The 13,928-nt window shown below is 66.5% G+C and carries 14 protein-coding genes; 1 reads left to right on the top strand and 13 read right to left on the bottom strand.

What is annotated here, in order from left to right:
* Positions 1-255 precede the first annotated feature (255 nt).
* The 3 genes from IB255_RS13265 to IB255_RS13255 all read right to left on the bottom strand — a co-directional run bounded on the left by IB255_RS13265 (position 256) and on the right by IB255_RS13255 (position 1,980).
* Positions 256-681, bottom strand: coding sequence for a GNAT family N-acetyltransferase (locus IB255_RS13265; RefSeq protein ID WP_151188924.1), 426 nt, complete (start codon positions 679-681; stop codon positions 256-258).
* 105 nt (positions 682-786) lie between these two features.
* Positions 787-1,101 carry a DUF2845 domain-containing protein gene (locus tag IB255_RS13260; protein ID WP_151188925.1) on the bottom strand — a complete coding sequence of 105 codons (315 nt, stop codon included), beginning with the start codon at positions 1,099-1,101 and terminating at the stop codon, positions 787-789.
* 72 nt (positions 1,102-1,173) lie between these two features.
* Positions 1,174-1,980, bottom strand: coding sequence for an NYN domain-containing protein (locus tag IB255_RS13255; protein WP_192210468.1), 807 nt, complete (start codon positions 1,978-1,980; stop codon positions 1,174-1,176).
* Between the two features lie 189 nt (positions 1,981-2,169).
* Here IB255_RS13255 and IB255_RS13250 point away from each other — a divergent pair, with 189 nt between their 5' ends.
* On the top strand, positions 2,170-2,727 hold the full coding sequence (locus tag IB255_RS13250; RefSeq protein ID WP_151188927.1) for a hypothetical protein: 558 nt from the start codon (positions 2,170-2,172) through the stop codon (positions 2,725-2,727).
* A gap of 55 nt (positions 2,728-2,782) precedes the next feature.
* Here the strand turns inward: IB255_RS13250 and siaD are convergent, their stop codons facing one another.
* From siaD to IB255_RS13200, 10 genes are all read right to left on the bottom strand, one after another.
* The gene (siaD, locus tag IB255_RS13245) at positions 2,783-3,571 is read right to left on the bottom strand and encodes a biofilm regulation diguanylate cyclase SiaD (RefSeq protein WP_045213489.1); all 789 of its coding nucleotides are present in this window, start codon (positions 3,569-3,571) and stop codon (positions 2,783-2,785) included.
* A gap of 5 nt (positions 3,572-3,576) precedes the next feature.
* Positions 3,577-3,957: a biofilm regulation phosphoprotein SiaC gene (siaC, locus tag IB255_RS13240; RefSeq protein WP_081518864.1), complete on the bottom strand. Its 381-nt coding sequence runs from the start codon at positions 3,955-3,957 to the stop codon at positions 3,577-3,579.
* 25 nt (positions 3,958-3,982) lie between these two features.
* Positions 3,983-4,525, bottom strand: a complete 543-nt coding sequence (gene siaB, locus IB255_RS13235; protein ID WP_081518863.1) for a biofilm regulation protein kinase SiaB — start codon at positions 4,523-4,525, stop codon at positions 3,983-3,985.
* A 10-nt stretch (positions 4,526-4,535) separates the two neighbouring features.
* Positions 4,536-6,524 carry a biofilm regulation protein phosphatase SiaA gene (gene siaA, locus IB255_RS13230; protein ID WP_151188928.1) on the bottom strand — a complete coding sequence of 663 codons (1,989 nt, stop codon included), beginning with the start codon at positions 6,522-6,524 and terminating at the stop codon, positions 4,536-4,538.
* Between the two features lie 190 nt (positions 6,525-6,714).
* The gene (locus tag IB255_RS13225; RefSeq protein WP_192210467.1) at positions 6,715-7,770 is read right to left on the bottom strand and encodes a protein-glutamate methylesterase/protein-glutamine glutaminase; all 1,056 of its coding nucleotides are present in this window, start codon (positions 7,768-7,770) and stop codon (positions 6,715-6,717) included.
* 15 nt (positions 7,771-7,785) lie between these two features.
* Entirely contained in the window at positions 7,786-8,379 is a 594-nt protein-coding gene (gene cheD, locus IB255_RS13220; RefSeq protein ID WP_081518860.1) for a chemoreceptor glutamine deamidase CheD, read from the bottom strand.
* A complete protein-coding gene (locus IB255_RS13215; RefSeq protein ID WP_192210466.1) occupies positions 8,379-9,221 on the bottom strand; it encodes a CheR family methyltransferase in 843 nt (280 codons plus the stop codon). Before IB255_RS13215 ends, cheD begins: the two co-directional genes overlap by 1 nt.
* Positions 9,222-9,503: 282 nt before the next feature.
* Positions 9,504-11,528: a methyl-accepting chemotaxis protein gene (locus tag IB255_RS13210; protein WP_081518858.1), complete on the bottom strand. Its 2,025-nt coding sequence runs from the start codon at positions 11,526-11,528 to the stop codon at positions 9,504-9,506.
* A 21-nt stretch (positions 11,529-11,549) separates the two neighbouring features.
* Positions 11,550-12,035: a chemotaxis protein CheW gene (locus tag IB255_RS13205; protein WP_138213334.1), complete on the bottom strand. Its 486-nt coding sequence runs from the start codon at positions 12,033-12,035 to the stop codon at positions 11,550-11,552.
* Positions 12,022-13,923, bottom strand: a complete 1,902-nt coding sequence (locus IB255_RS13200; protein ID WP_192210465.1) for a chemotaxis protein CheA — start codon at positions 13,921-13,923, stop codon at positions 12,022-12,024. Before IB255_RS13200 ends, IB255_RS13205 begins: the two co-directional genes overlap by 14 nt.
* Between the last annotated feature and the right edge of the window lie 5 nt (positions 13,924-13,928).

The raw sequence follows: 13,928 nt of genomic DNA, 5'->3' as shown, positions 1-13,928 counted from the left end.
CCGCTCAACCCCTGAAACTCCAATTCAACGAGGCCTCCTGAACGGGGCAGTTCGGAGTGCGCTGGCATTTCTCTGGAAGTCTTTCAGAGCCAGAGCCAGAGCTAGAGCTGGCGCGGAAGGCGGGTGTCCGTGGTGGGGACGGTACGAGGCTGGCGCGGGTGCTAGCCGTTCGTAAAGGGAACTGTGCGGCTCGTGTAGGAGCGGGCCATGCCCGCGATCCGCCGGCAGGGCCGGCGGTGGGAGCAGGCGCGAAGATCAGCCCAGGTGCTTCTTCAGGTAGATGCGCTGATGCCCCGGCGGGCAGTCTTCCAGCACGCCCATGCGCTCGAAGCCCTGTTTCTCGTAGAAGCCGGGAGCCTGGAAGCTGTAGGTGTAGAGGAACAGGCCAACGCAGCCGCGGCGGCGGGCTTCGTCTTCGGCGAGGGCGATGAGCTGGCTGCCCAGGCCGCTGCCGCGCTGGTCGTCCTGCAGCCAGAGATAGTCGATGTAGAGCCAGCCCATGCCGGATTGGCCGAACATGCCGCCAACCACTTCGCCGTCGTCGCTGCGGGCGTAGAGTTCGAAGTCGTCGTAGGTGTTGCTGCGGCCCATCTGGCCCAGGTTGTAGGCGAGCAGGCCTTTGACCACTACGTCGCGCGCTTGCGGGTCGATGCCGAGGGTGAAGTCGAATGGGGTTTGCATGGTGCCCTCCGGATTGGCGAAGGCGACCAGTCTAGGGAGATGCCGCCACGATGGGTAGGCACCTTTGGTAGCGGCGGGCGTGTTGGGATGAAGAGCGCGGTGCGCTCAGAGCAGTTCCTTGCGCGTGGTGTTGATCAATTGCAGCTGTGTGTCGCGGAAGAAAAGGTAGCGATAGGCACCGTTGTTCGGGCCGTACATCCAGGTTTCCAGCTGCGGCCGGCCGGGGATGAACTTGCCGTCCGGTCCGCGCCTTGGCTTCGTGGGCGGTGTGACGACACGCTTGTCCGGTTGCCCGCACTTGGCGAGCACCTCGTCCATCGGATCGCCCTCGTTGATCAGGCTGGTACCGCAGCGCAGCGTGCCGGCGTGGGCAGCACCGGCAGCGAGGGTCAGGAGCAGGGCTATCAGCCAGGGACGCATGGGCGGCTCCGTTGCAGGTTCAAGGTCAACCCTAACGACTGGGAAGTGACGCTGCATTGAGCTGACGCAGGCTTAACGCACCGGGCCGGCATTGCGCACGTACAAGTCCTTGCCGCCGGTGTTGCCGATGCCCCTTGCCTGCAGTTCGAAGCGCTTGGGGTGGCCCTTGATCAGGTCGCTGAGCTTCTTGAAGCCATACAGGCGTGGGTCGAACGCCGGCTGCAGCTTGCTGATGTTCTGCCCCAGGGCGCCCAGTTGCACCCAGTCATCGTCGTCGCCGTCGATGTCGTCGAGCACCTTGGCGATGAAGTCCAGCGGGACTTTCTGCGACTTGGGTTTGCTGGCGGGTTTCGGCGCTTCGGCGGTGCTCGGGGCGGCAGCCTTGTCGGTGCCCGGTGCGGGCTCGGCGACGGGGTCGGCGGCAGCGCGCAGGATCTCGGTGTAGATGAACTTGTCGCAGGCGGAGACGAAGGGCTTGGGCGTTTTCTCCTCGCCGAAGCCGTAGACCGTCAGGCCCTCTTCGCGCAGGCGCGCGGCCAGCCGGGTGAAGTCACTGTCGCTGGAAACCAGGCAGAAGCCGTCGAAGCGCCGAGTGTAGAGCAGGTCCATGGCGTCGATGATCAGCGCGCTGTCGGTGGCGTTCTTGCCGTTGGTGTAGGCGAACTGCTGCATGGGCTGGATGGAGTGGTCGAGCAGAACCTGTTTCCACTTGCCCAGGTTGGGCTTGGTCCAGTCGCCATAGATGCGCTTCACGCTGGCAACGCCGTACTTGGCGATCTCCTCGAACAGCCCTTCGACGATGGCGGCGGGGGCATTGTCGGCGTCGATCAGGACGGCGAGATGGGTCTGCTGGCGAGGGGAGGGAGACTTGTTGGCCATGCTGCATCCTTTGCGGTGGTTACGACGACCTTAGTGCCCGTGGCCCGTCGCGACAACCCGGCAAGCCAATAGAGTCATTGCGCCATCACTGGCGCAGGCATATCCTCCGCCACCGTTCAGGGAGGAACGTGGCGTCATCATTCGATCGCGAACTGCCTGGGCGCCCAATCTGCCATCGAAGGAATGACTATGTTTCGCTTTCTCTGCGTTTCCCTTTTCGCGATCCTGCTGACCGGCTGCGCCTCTTCGGCGAAGGTCGAGAACATGCAGGTCAATGACCAGCAGGCGCACACCCAGGGCTATGACGCCGCGCTGCGCGACAACCTCCAGGTCACCGATGTCGAGGGTGGCAAGAAGACCAACCCGCTGTGGACCTCGCAGATCGACGGCGCTGATTTCCGCGCGGCGCTGGAGCAGTCCCTGGGCAAGGCCGGTCTGCTCGGCCAGGGCAACAAGGCTGCCTATTCGCTGCGCACCAAGCTGGTCAGCCTCGACCAGCCGGTATTCGGCTTCAGCTTCACCGTGACCTCGACCGTCGAGTACAGCCTGGTGGAAAACGCCGGTGGCCGCGTGGTCTGGCAGGAGACCGTGAAGGAGCCCTTCACCGCGGGCGTAGGTGATGCGTTCTATGGCGTGACCCGCCTGCGCCTGGCCAACGAAGGCTCGGCCCGCGCCAACATCAACACCCTGCTGCAGCGCCTGGGTGGCCTGAAGCTGGGTGTTGGTCAGGTATCGCTGCAGAACTGATCTCGCTCTGCAAAAAAAGCCCGGCCATGGCCGGGCTTTTTTCATGGTGCCGCCGTTACGCGGTGGCGAACTCGCACTTGTCCCGCCCGCTGCGCTTGGCATCCAGCAATGCGGCGTCGGCGCGGCTGAGGGTCTGGGAATAGCTTTCGCCGGGATGGTGCTCGGCGACGCCGAAGCTGGCGGTGACGGACAGGGCGTTGGTGCCCACGCGCACGGCCAGGCAGCGAATGTCGTTGCGCACGCGCTCGATGATGGCGGCGGCGTCAGCCAGGCGGGTGTCGGGGAGGATCAGCAGGAATTCCTCGCCGCCCCAGCGGCCGCAGAGGTCGTACTGGCGCAGGGCTGACTCCATGGCGCGGCCGATTTCCACCAGCACGCGGTCGCCCACTTCGTGGCCCCAGGTGTCGTTGACCTGCTTGAAGCGGTCGACGTCGAGCATGGCCAGCACGTAGGACTCGCCGTGGCGCTGGGCGCGTTCGCTTTCCTCGCGCAGGCGCTCCATCAGCAGGCGGCGGTTGGCGATGCCGGTGAGGGTGTCGTGGGTCGAGGCTTCCTTCAGCGCGATGTTCAGGTCGCGCATCATGTCCTGGTAGCGGTCGGAGATGCGCGCGACCTTTTCCAGCTGGCGCAGCTGCTTGTGGTAGCGCTCGGACAGCGTGCTGTTCTGCTGCCGGGCCATGGACTGGAAGCCGTCGGAAATCCGCGCGATGCGTTCCAGGCGCGCGAGCTGGTCGAGGGATTGCTGGTGCTTCTGGTACAGGGCCTCGCGCAGGGGGTGCCCTTCGTACTGGGGGTCGGCCAGCAGCTCTTCGATCAGCAGGTCCAGCTCGCGCTCGCTAGTCATGGCTCTTACTCGTCGTAGGCTTGGATGACGAACGGGAAGGTACAGTCCTCGCGGAATTCCTCGGCCAGTTCGGCGACGCGCTCGTTGCGGCGGTCGTAGTGCCACGCCACGCGAGTACTGCGGCCCTGGCCGTGGGCTTCTTCGAGCAGGTCGAAGATGTCCATCATGGCCTTGATCGAGCTGGTGTTGAGGTACAGCAGGCGCAGGTCGAGTTCCAGCGGGCGCTGCTCCTGGGTGAGGAAGCGTTCGACCCACTCGATGACCTGGCCGAACAGCTCGAAGGAGTTCTCCGGGTAGGAGTCGCCCTGCATCGCGAGGATGCCGGCCTGCCAGTCGCCGTGGATCTGTGGAGTGGATTGGGTTCCGGTGACGTTGAGATCGCTCATGTCGGGTCTTCCTGAATTTCGCGGTTCAGATCACGGCGCGCAGGCTGAAGAAGGCGCGGCCGTCGGGTTGTTCGGTGAGGGAGGTCTTGAGCGGCGCGCTGGACTTGCGGGCGATGTCCAGCAGGCCGAGACCTGCGCCGGTGGAGGCTTCGGCGTCGCGCGGGCGGCGCAGCTGCTCCTTGTAGGCTGCCTTGAGCTGGACCTTGTCGAGCCCGGCGATGGCTTCGATGCTGCGCACCAGGCCCTGGCCGTCGGCCAGTTCCACCAGGTTGCCGGCGGAGACCACGTAGTGGCCTTCGTCATCGCGGGCAATCGCCACGGTGGCCGAGGCCTCCTGCTCGTTGTAGCCGCGCTGGGTGGCGTAGTGGCGGATGTTCTGGGTCATCTCGATGTAGACGGCGAACACGTCCATCGCTTCGCTGGGGTGCGCCTGTTCGGCCTGCAGGTAGTTGCGCAGCGCGTGGCCGATTTCCTCGATCAGGCTGCGCGAGATGGGGCCGTTGAAGCAGAGCAATATGCGTTGCCGGGTAAAGCTCTCGCGCATGGCCAACAGATCTAGCGATTCCATGGATTAACCCCTAGTCGAAGCGGAAAGAGAGAATGGTGATGTCGTCGCGCTGCGGCTGCTCACCCTGGTACTGGGCGAGGGTAGCGGCGAACACATCGGCCTGCTCGGCCAACGGTCGGCGCGCGTGGTTGCGCAGCAGGTCGGCGAAGCGGCTGTTGCCGAAGCCGAAGCCGTGCTCGCCGCCGGCCTGGTCGAGGAAGCCGTCGGTGCACAGGTAGTAGGTCCAGCCGGTTTCCATCGGGATTTCCACGTCCTGATAGTCGCCCTGGCGCTTGTCGCCGATGGCGCGGCGCGCGCCCTTGTATTCGCGCACATCATTGCCGTCGCTGGCGAACAGGGAAATCTTCGCCCCGGAGAAGTGCAGCAGCTTGCGCTGGTGATCGACGCGCACCAGGCCGGCATCCATGTTGGTGGCCAGCGAGTGGGTGAATTCTTCCTGGCCGAGCATGCCGCGCATCACGTGGTCGGTCTCGCGCAGGATCGCCGCCGGGTCGTGGCTCTTCACGCTGTCGATGGCGTGGTCGATGGCGGCCAGGGCGAGCATGGTCATGAGCGCGCCGGGCACGCCGTGGCCGGCGCAGTCGACCACGCCGATCAGGCTATCGATGGGGCCTTCGCGGTAGATGTAGAAGTCGCCGCCGACCACGTCGCGGGGTTTCCACAGGACGAAATGGTGCTCGCCCAGGGAGGCCTGCAGCTGACGATCGGGGAGGATGGCGCGCTGGATCAGGCTGGCGTAGTCGATGGAGTCGCCGATCTTCTTCTGCGCGGCGGCCATCTCGCGGTTGGCCGCTTCGAGGGCCTGGGTGCGCTGCTGGACCTTGTCTTCCAGCTCCTCGGTGTGCCGGCGGACCTGGTCGGCCATGCTGGCGAAGGCGCTGGACAGCTCGCCGATCTCGTCCGGACGGGTGCGCGGCAGCGGGCTGTCGTACTGCCCGGCGGCGATCGCCTTGGCCGACTGCTTGAGGCCGCGCAGCGGGCGCAGCACCAGCAGGTCGACGGTGTAGGCGAAGCCGATCAGCAGGATCGCCAGCAGCCCGGCGAGGGTGCCCACCAGCGGCCAGATCCAGCGGCTGTCGAGCACTTGCGCGGCGTGCAGGTCGATGGCGCTGAGCACGTGCCAGCGCAACTGCGGGATGTAGGCAGTGGCGATCAGCTGTTCCTTGCCGTCGATGGTGCCCCACATGGTTTCCACTTCGCCGGGGTTGGTCTCGGCCTGGCGCAGGGTCTGGCGCAGCGCGGTGCGTTGCTGGTCGTTGGCCAGCAGGTCGTAGACGTGGTGCTTGGCCTGGCCGCTGGAGCCGGAGGAAAAGGCGATCAGGCGGGTGTCCGGGTGCGCCTGGATGGCGCCCTCGGGGTCGACGATCATCGGTGTCACCCCGGCCTCGCGGCGCGAGATGAACTGGTCGAGGAACTCGGTGAGGTCGAGGCCGCCGCCGGCCAGGCCGACTTTCTCGTTGCCGGCGCGCACCACCATGTTGAACCAGACCTTGGTGACCTTCAGCTTGGCGTCGTAGTTGACGTTGATGTTGTAGGTCTCATCGCGGGCCAGGGTATCGAAGTACCAGCGGTCCTGCGGATCGGTGTCGCTGAGGGTGTAGCGCGGGGAATTGGAGAGCGGCGAGCTGGAGTCGTTGAAGTAGTAGTGGCGCGAGGAGTCCACCACGACGAAGTAGGAGTAGTTGTGCTGGTCCGCGCGGAAGCCTTCGGCTTCGCGGAAGAACAGTGCCCGGCGCGCCGGGTCGTTCTCGGACAGCAGCCAGTCCTGCGTCACCACGGACTCGGCCAGGCGCCGCGAGAGCGCCAGCTCGCGGATCACCGGCGCGATGATCTTCTGCTGGTTGAGCAGCGTGAAGTTTCTCGCGAAGGCGAGGCCGAAATGCGTGCGGATGTCCTCCATGGCCTTCCAGCCCAGCATGACGGCCGGTACCAGTGCCAGGAGACAGGCGATGAGCAATGCCACCACCGATTTGCCGCGCAACCCCCATCTTGCCGCCATGGCTATCTTGTTTCCCCGTGTCGCCCGCCGTGTGCCGGTCTTTTGGCGAAAGCTCAATTGTGCATTTTGTATACGGGCACAATCAAACCAAATTGATATCGAATCGCCATATTATTGGCGCCGGTCAATTGGCCTGAGTCTAGACCCTGTGTGAAAAGCCGCTCGGCGGTGCAAGATGATTCCCACAGAACTAGACGCGGTTCCCACTTCCGCTCTGGCGCGCCTGCTGTAGGAGCGAGCCTGCTATGCGCTCCAGCGGCAGGATTTCCTTCGCCGCGCCCAGCTCCACCGCCTCGCGGGGCATGCCGTAGACCACGCAGGTGGCTTCGTCCTGGGCGACGGTGTGGCCGCCGGCCTGGCGGATTGCCTGCAAGCCCCGGGCCCCATCCTTGCCCATGCCGGTGAGCAGGGCGGCGATGAGGTTGCGCCCGGCGCAGCGGGCGAGGGAGTTGAACATCACGTCCACTGCCGGCCTGTGGCCATTTACCGCAGCCTCGCGGTGCAGGCGCACGACGTAGTTGGCGCCGCTGCGCTGCACTTCCATGTGGAAGTCGCCGGGGGCGAGCAGCACGTGGCCGGGGAGGATGCGGTCGCCGTCGCGGGCTTCACGCACTGACAGGCGCGTCTGACGGTCCAATCTGTCAGCGTAGGACTTGGTGAAGCCCGGCGGCATGTGCAGCGTGACCACGGTGCCGGGGCAGTCCGGCGGCAGGCCCAGCAGGACTTCCTTGATCGCCTCGGTACCGCCGGTGGAGGCGCCGATGGCGAAGATCTTCTCGGTGCTCAGCAGCGGCGCGCTGCTCATTGCCGGTGCGTCGGACGATGCTACGGGACGAGCGCGGGGCAGGCGCGCGCGGGCGGCGGCCTTGAGCTTGGCGCAGATTTCCTCGGCGTAGGCCTGCATGCCTTCGGCGATGCCCAGTCGCGGCTTGGCGATGAAGTCGATGGCGCCCAGCTCCAGCGCGCGCAGGGTGGCTTCGGAGCCCTTCTCGGTGAGCGAGGAGATCATCAGCACCGGGGTCGGCCGGCCCTTCATCAGCTTGTCGAGGAAGGTCAGGCCGTCCATGCGCGGCATTTCCACGTCGAGGGTGATGACGTCCGGCGCGTGCTGCTTGATCAGGTCGCGGGCGACGAAGGCGTCGGGCGCCGCGCCCACCAGCTGCAGCTCCGGGTCGTTGTGGATGATGTCCTTGAGCAGGCTGCGAATCAGCGCCGAGTCGTCGACGATCAGGACCTTGACGGCCATCGCTCGTCCCTCCGTTCAGAACAGGTCGATGCTCCCGCCGCGCTCCCGGCGGGACAGTTGCTGGCAGTACTGCCGCTCGCGCTGCAGCACCGTGTCGTTGGCCAGGGTGCGCAGCTTGCGCACCAGCACCCGGCCTGTGCCGGGGAAGAAATAGACCTTGCGCGGGTGCACGTCGAGCAGGTCCTGGGCGGCCAGCGGGATGCCCTCGTCCTCGAGGTACTGCAGGACGAACTCGACGTTGCGCTGGCCGACGTCGGCGCTGAGGTTCTTCAGCACCGAGCCGCCGCCGAACACCTTGGCCTCGAAGTGCCGGCGCTGGGCGCCGCGCCGCATCAGGCCGTTGATCAGCAGGTCCATGGCGTGCACGCCGTAGCGCCCGGAATTGGACAGCAGGCCCTGCACGCCGGTGTCGCCGGGCAGCATGAAGTGGTTCATGCCGCCCAGCCCGCTGCTGCGGTCGCGCAGGCAGACCGAGACGCAGGAACCGAGCACGGTGACCAGCATCAGCGGTTCGGCGGTGACGTAGCATTCGCCGGGCAGCAGCTTCACCGCCTCCATGCCGAAGCGCGGGTCGTAGTAGCGGTTGGGTTGGTCCAGGGCTGCGCCCATCACTGGCTCCCCACCGCCTGGTAGGTCGTGCGTCCCACCGAGCGCACCAGGTGGCTGGCGTGGACGAAGTTTTCCGAGTGCCCGGCGAAGAACAGCCCGCCGGGCCGCAGCAGGCGCACCATGCGTTCGAGCAGGCGGGTCTGGGTCGGCTTGTCGAAATAGATCATCACGTTGCGGCAGAAGATCGCGTCCAGACCGCCGGCAATGCCCCAGTCCCGATCGAGCAGGTTGATCTGCCGGTAGTCGATCATCTGCCGCAGCTCGCGCACCACCCGCGCCTTGCCGGCGTTGCCGCCGGTGCCGCGGAGGAAGAAGCGCCGCTTCTGCGCCGGGCTCAGCGCCTCGATGCGCTCCAGCGGGTAGATGCCCTGGCGCGCGTGGCCGAGCACGCCGGTGTCGATGTCCGAGGCGATCAGCTCGATGGGCGGGGCGAAGCTGCCCAGCGCGTCCACCAGGGTCATGGCCATGGAGTAGGGTTCCTCGCCGGTGCTAGAGGCGGTGGACCAGAAGCGCAGCGGCTGGTGGTCCTGCAACTGCTCGGCGGCGAAGCGGCCCAGGTGGTCGAAGTGGTGTTTCTCGCGGAAGAAGGCGGTGAGGTTGGTGGTCAGCGCGTTGACGAACTGCTGCCACTCTTCCTCGTGGCTCTCCAGGTAGGCGAAGTACTCGGCGAAGCTGCCCAGCCGCAGGCTGCGCAGGCGCCGCGAGAGGCGGCTGTAGACCAGCTGCTGCTTGTTCTCCGAGAGGCTGATACCGGCGTGCCGGTAGAGGCGCTCGCGCACCTGCTGGAAGTCCCGGCGGGTGTAGTGGAATTCGTGCTCGGGGGCGGGCAGGTTGATCGACATCGTGAGTCTCGACGATTGGTAGATCGCGTAGGGCGCATAACCCGGAACGGGTTATCCGCCGTGATGGCGGATAACGCCTGTGGCGTTATGCGCCCTACTTCGTGGTATCGGAAAGCTCTGCGCGGGCACTACCCTCACCCCAGCCCTCTCCCTCCGGGAGAGGGTTAGGGTGAGGGGCTCTTGGCGCCGACATCAGCGGTCATCGCCTGACCATCCCTGGTCCGCGCGCGGCGGCCGACCCTCCCATTGCTCCGGCCGCCGCCATCCCTCAGCCCCGCCCGATCAGAACTCTTCCCAGTCGTCCTCTTTACCCTTGGCGCGCACCGCCTTGGCCACGCCGCGGGCGGCGCGAGAGGTGTGCGCGGCCGGCTCGGTGCGGGCCGGGCGGGCGGAGGCCAGCGGCACCACGGTGGCGGCGATGGATTCGAGCTTGAACACCCCGACCTGCTGGTTGAGCATGCCGGCCTGCTCCTGCAGGGCCTCGGCCGAGGCGGCGGCTTCTTCCACCAGCGCGGCGTTCTGCTGGGTCATCTCGTCCATCTGCGACACGGCGCCGTTCACTTCCTCGATGCCGCTGCTCTGCTCGGCGCTGGCGGCGGCGATCTCGGCCATGATGTCGGTGACGCGCTTGATCGCCACCACGATGTCACTCATGGTCTGGCCGGCCTGGGCGACCAGGCTGTTGCCGCTCTCGACCTTGTCCACCGAGTCGTTGATCAGCGTCTTGATCTCCTTGGCGGCGGCGGCGGAGCGCTGCGCCAGGGTGCGCACTTCACCGGCCACCACCGCGAAGCCGCGGCCCTGCTCGCCGGCGCGCGCCGCTTCCACCGCGGCGTTGAGCGCGAGGATGTTGGTCTGGAAGGCGATGCCGTCGATCACCCCGATGATGTCGGCGATCTTGCGTGCCGAGTCGTTGATGGCCGACATGGTGCCCACCACCTTCTGCACCACGCTGCCGCCTTCGGTGGCGACTTCGGACGCATTCACCGCCAGCGAGTTGGCCTGGCGGGCGTTCTCGGCGTTGAGCTTCACGGTGCTGGTCAGCTCTTCCATGCTCGATGCGGTTTCTTCCAGGCTGGAGGCCTGCTGCTCGGTGCGGGTGGACAGCTCGGCGTTGCCGCTGGCGATCTCGCTGGCGGCGGTGTGGATGGTGTCGGCCGCTTCGCGAATCTGCCCGAGCATGCGCGACAGGCTCTGTGCGGTTTCGTTGGCGTAGTCCTTGAGCTCGCCGAAGGTGCCCTGGTAGTCGGCGTCGATGCGCTGGGTCAGGTCGCCCTGGGCCAGTGCGCCGAGCACACGGGTGACGTCGCGCAGGCCCTTGTCGGCGGTGTCCACCAGGTTGTTCAGGCCGGTGGCGATCTTCAGGAAGAAGCCTTCCTTGTTCGAGGCCTCGATGCGCTTGGTGAAGTCACCGGCGACGGCGGCGTCCACCAGTTGCGAGACTTCCTGCTCGGCGCGGAATTCCTCGGTGCGGTCGGTCCACTGCACGGCCGAACCCAGGCGCTCGCCGGCGTCGTTGAACACCGGCACCACGTCCAGGGCGAAGCGCCGGCCGCCCAGGTTCAGCTCGGCCTTATGCCGCGCGGTCAGGTGCGCGAGCATGCCGCGCTGGTGCGCCGGGTTCTTGTGGAACATGTCGATGTTGGCGCCCATCAGGCGGCTGGCGTTGAAGTTCGGCAGCTGCTTGCGGATGTCGGCTTCGGCGTTGCCGAGCATCTCGGTCACCGTGCGGTTCATGTAGATGATCTCGAGGTCGTTGTTGGCGATCATCACGTTGGCCGAGACGTTATCCAGCGCGCTCTTGATCCGCGCGTTGTACTCGGCGGCATCGGCGCTGGCCTTGAGGCTGTCGCGCACGCCGTCGATGGCTTCGGTGATGATGGCCTTCTTGCCCGGCAGGCGGTCCATGTCCACCGAGTAGTCGCCCTTGCCGTAGGCGGTGACGGTGGCGACGACGCGCATCTTCACCGCGATGTGCGCGGCGACCAGGTCGTTGATGCCCTTGGCGATGCGCGCCGGGCGGCCGGCGAACTTGTCCACCGGGATCACCTCGTCGATCCAGCCCAGCTCGTGCTGGCGGGTCATTTCCACCAGGCCGGCTTCCAGGGCTTCCACCTGGGCCTGCTCGGTGCGCTGCTCACGCAGGGTGCGCTGGATGCTGCGCAGCCCGTCGTAGAGGCGCTCATAGCCGGCGGCCGGGGCTTCGCCGATGGCGACGTCGAGGTTGCCGTCCACCAGGCTGTGGAGGAGGGCGGTGATGCGGTCGGCGCGTTGCTGCGCCACGGCGTGTGCGTTGAACAGACCCATGTTGATTATCCTCGGTCGCGATCAGGCGGCGGTTTCGTCGACCAGCGCCATTTCACGGCTGGTCATGAGTTTTTCGATGTCCACCAGGATGAGCATCCGCTCACCGGCGGTGGCCAGGCCCAGCAGGTACTCGGTGTCGAAGCTGGCGGCGAATTCGGGGCGCGGCTTGATCTCCTCGCCGGCCAGGGCAATCACGTCGGAGACCGAGTCCACCACCGCGCCGACGATGCGCCGGCCGACGTTGAGGATGATCACCACGGTGAACTGGTCGTAGCTGATGTCGGCCAAGTTGAACTTGATGCGCAGGTCGACGATGGGAACGATGGCCCCGCGCAGGTTGATCACGCCCTTGATGAAGGCGGGGGCGTTGGCGATCGCCGTGACCTGGTCGTAACCACGGATCTCCTGCACGCGCAGGATGTCGATGGCGTATTCCTCGCGGCCCAGGGTGAAGGTCAGGTACTCCTGCACCGGGCTGCTCGCCGCGTGGGCTTCAGCTGCGCTCATGGGTGGATTCTCCTTGTGCTGCCAGACGCGGCAGGGCATCGACATCGAGGATCAGGGCGACGCTGCCGTCGCCCATGATGGTGGCGCCGGCGATCCCGTCGATCCGGCGGAAGTTCTGTTCCAGGCTCTTGATCACCACCTGCTGCTGGCCGACCAGCTCGTCCACCTGCAGGGCGAAGCTCTTGCCCTCGGATTCGAGGATCACCACGATCCCCTGCTCCGGCGGCACGGGCGCGGCGCCGATGCGCAGCAGCTGGTTGAGGGAGAACAGCGGCAGGTATTCGCCGCGCACGCGGATCACCGTCGATTCCTCGCCGGCCAGCCCGCGCACGTCGTCGGCGCGGGCCTGCAGCGACTCGACGATGTAGGTCAGCGGCACCACGTAGTTGACCTTCTCCACGGCGACGATCAGGCCGTCGAGGATGGCCAGGGTCAGCGGCAGGCGGATGCTCATGCGCGTGCCCATGCCGGGTGCGGAATCGATGTCGATCCGCCCGCCCATGGCCTGGATGTTGCGCCGCACCACGTCCATGCCCACGCCCCGGCCGGACAGCTCGGTGACCGCTTCGGCGGTGGAGAAGCCGGGCATGAAGATCAGTTGCCAGACGTCCGCGTCGGTCATCCCATCGTGCACGGCCAAGCCCTTTTCGCGGGCCTTGGCGAGGATGCGCTCGCGGGACAGGCCACGGCCGTCATCGGAGATTTCCACCACCACGCTGCCGCCCTGGTGGCTGGCGGCGAGCTTCACCGAGCCCTGGGCCGGCTTGCCGGCGGCCAGGCGTTCGGCGGGCGTCTCGATGCCGTGGTCGATGCTGTTGCGGACGATGTGGGTGAGCGGGTCGCTGAGCTTTTCGATGACGCTTTTGTCCAGCTCGGTGTGCTCGCCCTGGAGGATCAGTTCGACCTGCTTGCCCAGCCGCGCGGAGGTGTCGTGCACCAGGCGCGGGAAGCGGCTGAAGATGAAGCTGATCGGCAGCATGCGGATCGACATCACCGATTCCTGCAGGTCGCGGGTGTTGTGTTCCAGCTGTGCCAGGGCCTGCTGCAGGCGCTCGAAGTGGGTGGGGTCGAGATCCTCGCTGAGCTGGCTGAGCATGGCCTGGGTGATCACCAGCTCGCCCACCAGGTTGATCAGGCTGTCGATCTTTTCGACGCTGACGCGGATGGAACTGGATTCGCTGTCGGCGCGGGCGGTCGGCTTGGCGACTGCGGCGGGTGCGGGCTTGGGTTGCTCGCTTGGCGCTGTAACCAGTGCGGCGGCCGTGGGGGCGCCGGGTGCCTTGTCGAAGATGCCGTAGGGCTCGACGGGTTTGACGTCCGGCGCGCCGGGGGCGTCGTCGAAGAAGCCGAAGTCGTCGTCGCGGCTGGTGCTGGTTTCGCTGGCGTCGGGAGTACCGGGCGCGTCGTCGAAGAAGCCAAAGGCGTCGTCATCGCTGGCGCTGGTTTCAGCCGCTGCCGGGGCGCTTTCGAACAGGTCGTCGTCGACCGCTGCTGCGACCGGCTCCGCGAGCCAGGCGCGCAGGCGTTCCACGGTGGAGGTTACTGGCACGTCCGGATCGGGCACCTGGCTGCGGTGCGCATCGAGCAGGCGCTGCAGGACGTCGCGAGCTTCGAGGAACACGCCGATCATGTCCACGTGCAGGGCGGTCTGCCCGCAGCGGATGCGGTCGAGCAGGGTTTCCAGCTCGTGGGTCACCGCGGTCAGGTCGTCGAAACCGAACATGCCGCTGGAGCCCTTGATCGAGTGGGCCGCGCGGAAAATGCCATTGAGCGTCTCGGCGTCCGGCTGATCGAGGTCGAGCCCGATCAGCAGGAGTTCGAGGGTCGCCAGGTGTTCGTCGGTTTCCTCGAAGAACACCTGGAGGAACTGCTCCATTCCAGTGGCCATCGGCG

This window comes from Pseudomonas sp. PDM22, from assembly GCF_014851965.1.
GTDB lineage: Bacteria > Pseudomonadota > Gammaproteobacteria > Pseudomonadales > Pseudomonadaceae > Pseudomonas.
The sequence above is the reverse complement of the archived record's forward strand: the minus strand, read 5'-3'. Positions and strand labels throughout refer to the sequence as shown.

Bases quoted from the DNA above. Each gene is read 5' to 3' on its own strand.
- IB255_RS13265 (WP_151188924.1), bottom strand. From the start codon at position 681: ATGCAAACCCCATTCGACTTCACCCTCGGCATCGACCCGCAAGCGCGC.
- IB255_RS13260 (WP_151188925.1), bottom strand. From the start codon at position 1,101: ATGCGTCCCTGGCTGATAGCCCTGCTCCTGACCCTCGCTGCCGGTGCT.
- IB255_RS13255 (WP_192210468.1), bottom strand. From the start codon at position 1,980: ATGGCCAACAAGTCTCCCTCCCCTCGCCAGCAGACCCATCTCGCCGTC.
- IB255_RS13250 (WP_151188927.1), top strand. From the start codon at position 2,170: ATGTTTCGCTTTCTCTGCGTTTCCCTTTTCGCGATCCTGCTGACCGGC.
- siaD (WP_045213489.1), bottom strand. From the start codon at position 3,571: ATGACTAGCGAGCGCGAGCTGGACCTGCTGATCGAAGAGCTGCTGGCC.
- siaC (WP_081518864.1), bottom strand. From the start codon at position 3,957: ATGAGCGATCTCAACGTCACCGGAACCCAATCCACTCCACAGATCCAC.
- siaB (WP_081518863.1), bottom strand. From the start codon at position 4,525: ATGGAATCGCTAGATCTGTTGGCCATGCGCGAGAGCTTTACCCGGCAA.
- siaA (WP_151188928.1), bottom strand. From the start codon at position 6,524: ATGGCGGCAAGATGGGGGTTGCGCGGCAAATCGGTGGTGGCATTGCTC.
- IB255_RS13225 (WP_192210467.1), bottom strand. From the start codon at position 7,770: ATGGCCGTCAAGGTCCTGATCGTCGACGACTCGGCGCTGATTCGCAGC.
- cheD (WP_081518860.1), bottom strand. From the start codon at position 8,379: ATGGGCGCAGCCCTGGACCAACCCAACCGCTACTACGACCCGCGCTTC.
- IB255_RS13215 (WP_192210466.1), bottom strand. From the start codon at position 9,221: ATGTCGATCAACCTGCCCGCCCCCGAGCACGAATTCCACTACACCCGC.
- IB255_RS13210 (WP_081518858.1), bottom strand. From the start codon at position 11,528: ATGGGTCTGTTCAACGCACACGCCGTGGCGCAGCAACGCGCCGACCGC.
- IB255_RS13205 (WP_138213334.1), bottom strand. From the start codon at position 12,035: ATGAGCGCAGCTGAAGCCCACGCGGCGAGCAGCCCGGTGCAGGAGTAC.
- IB255_RS13200 (WP_192210465.1), bottom strand. From the start codon at position 13,923: ATGGCCACTGGAATGGAGCAGTTCCTCCAGGTGTTCTTCGAGGAAACC.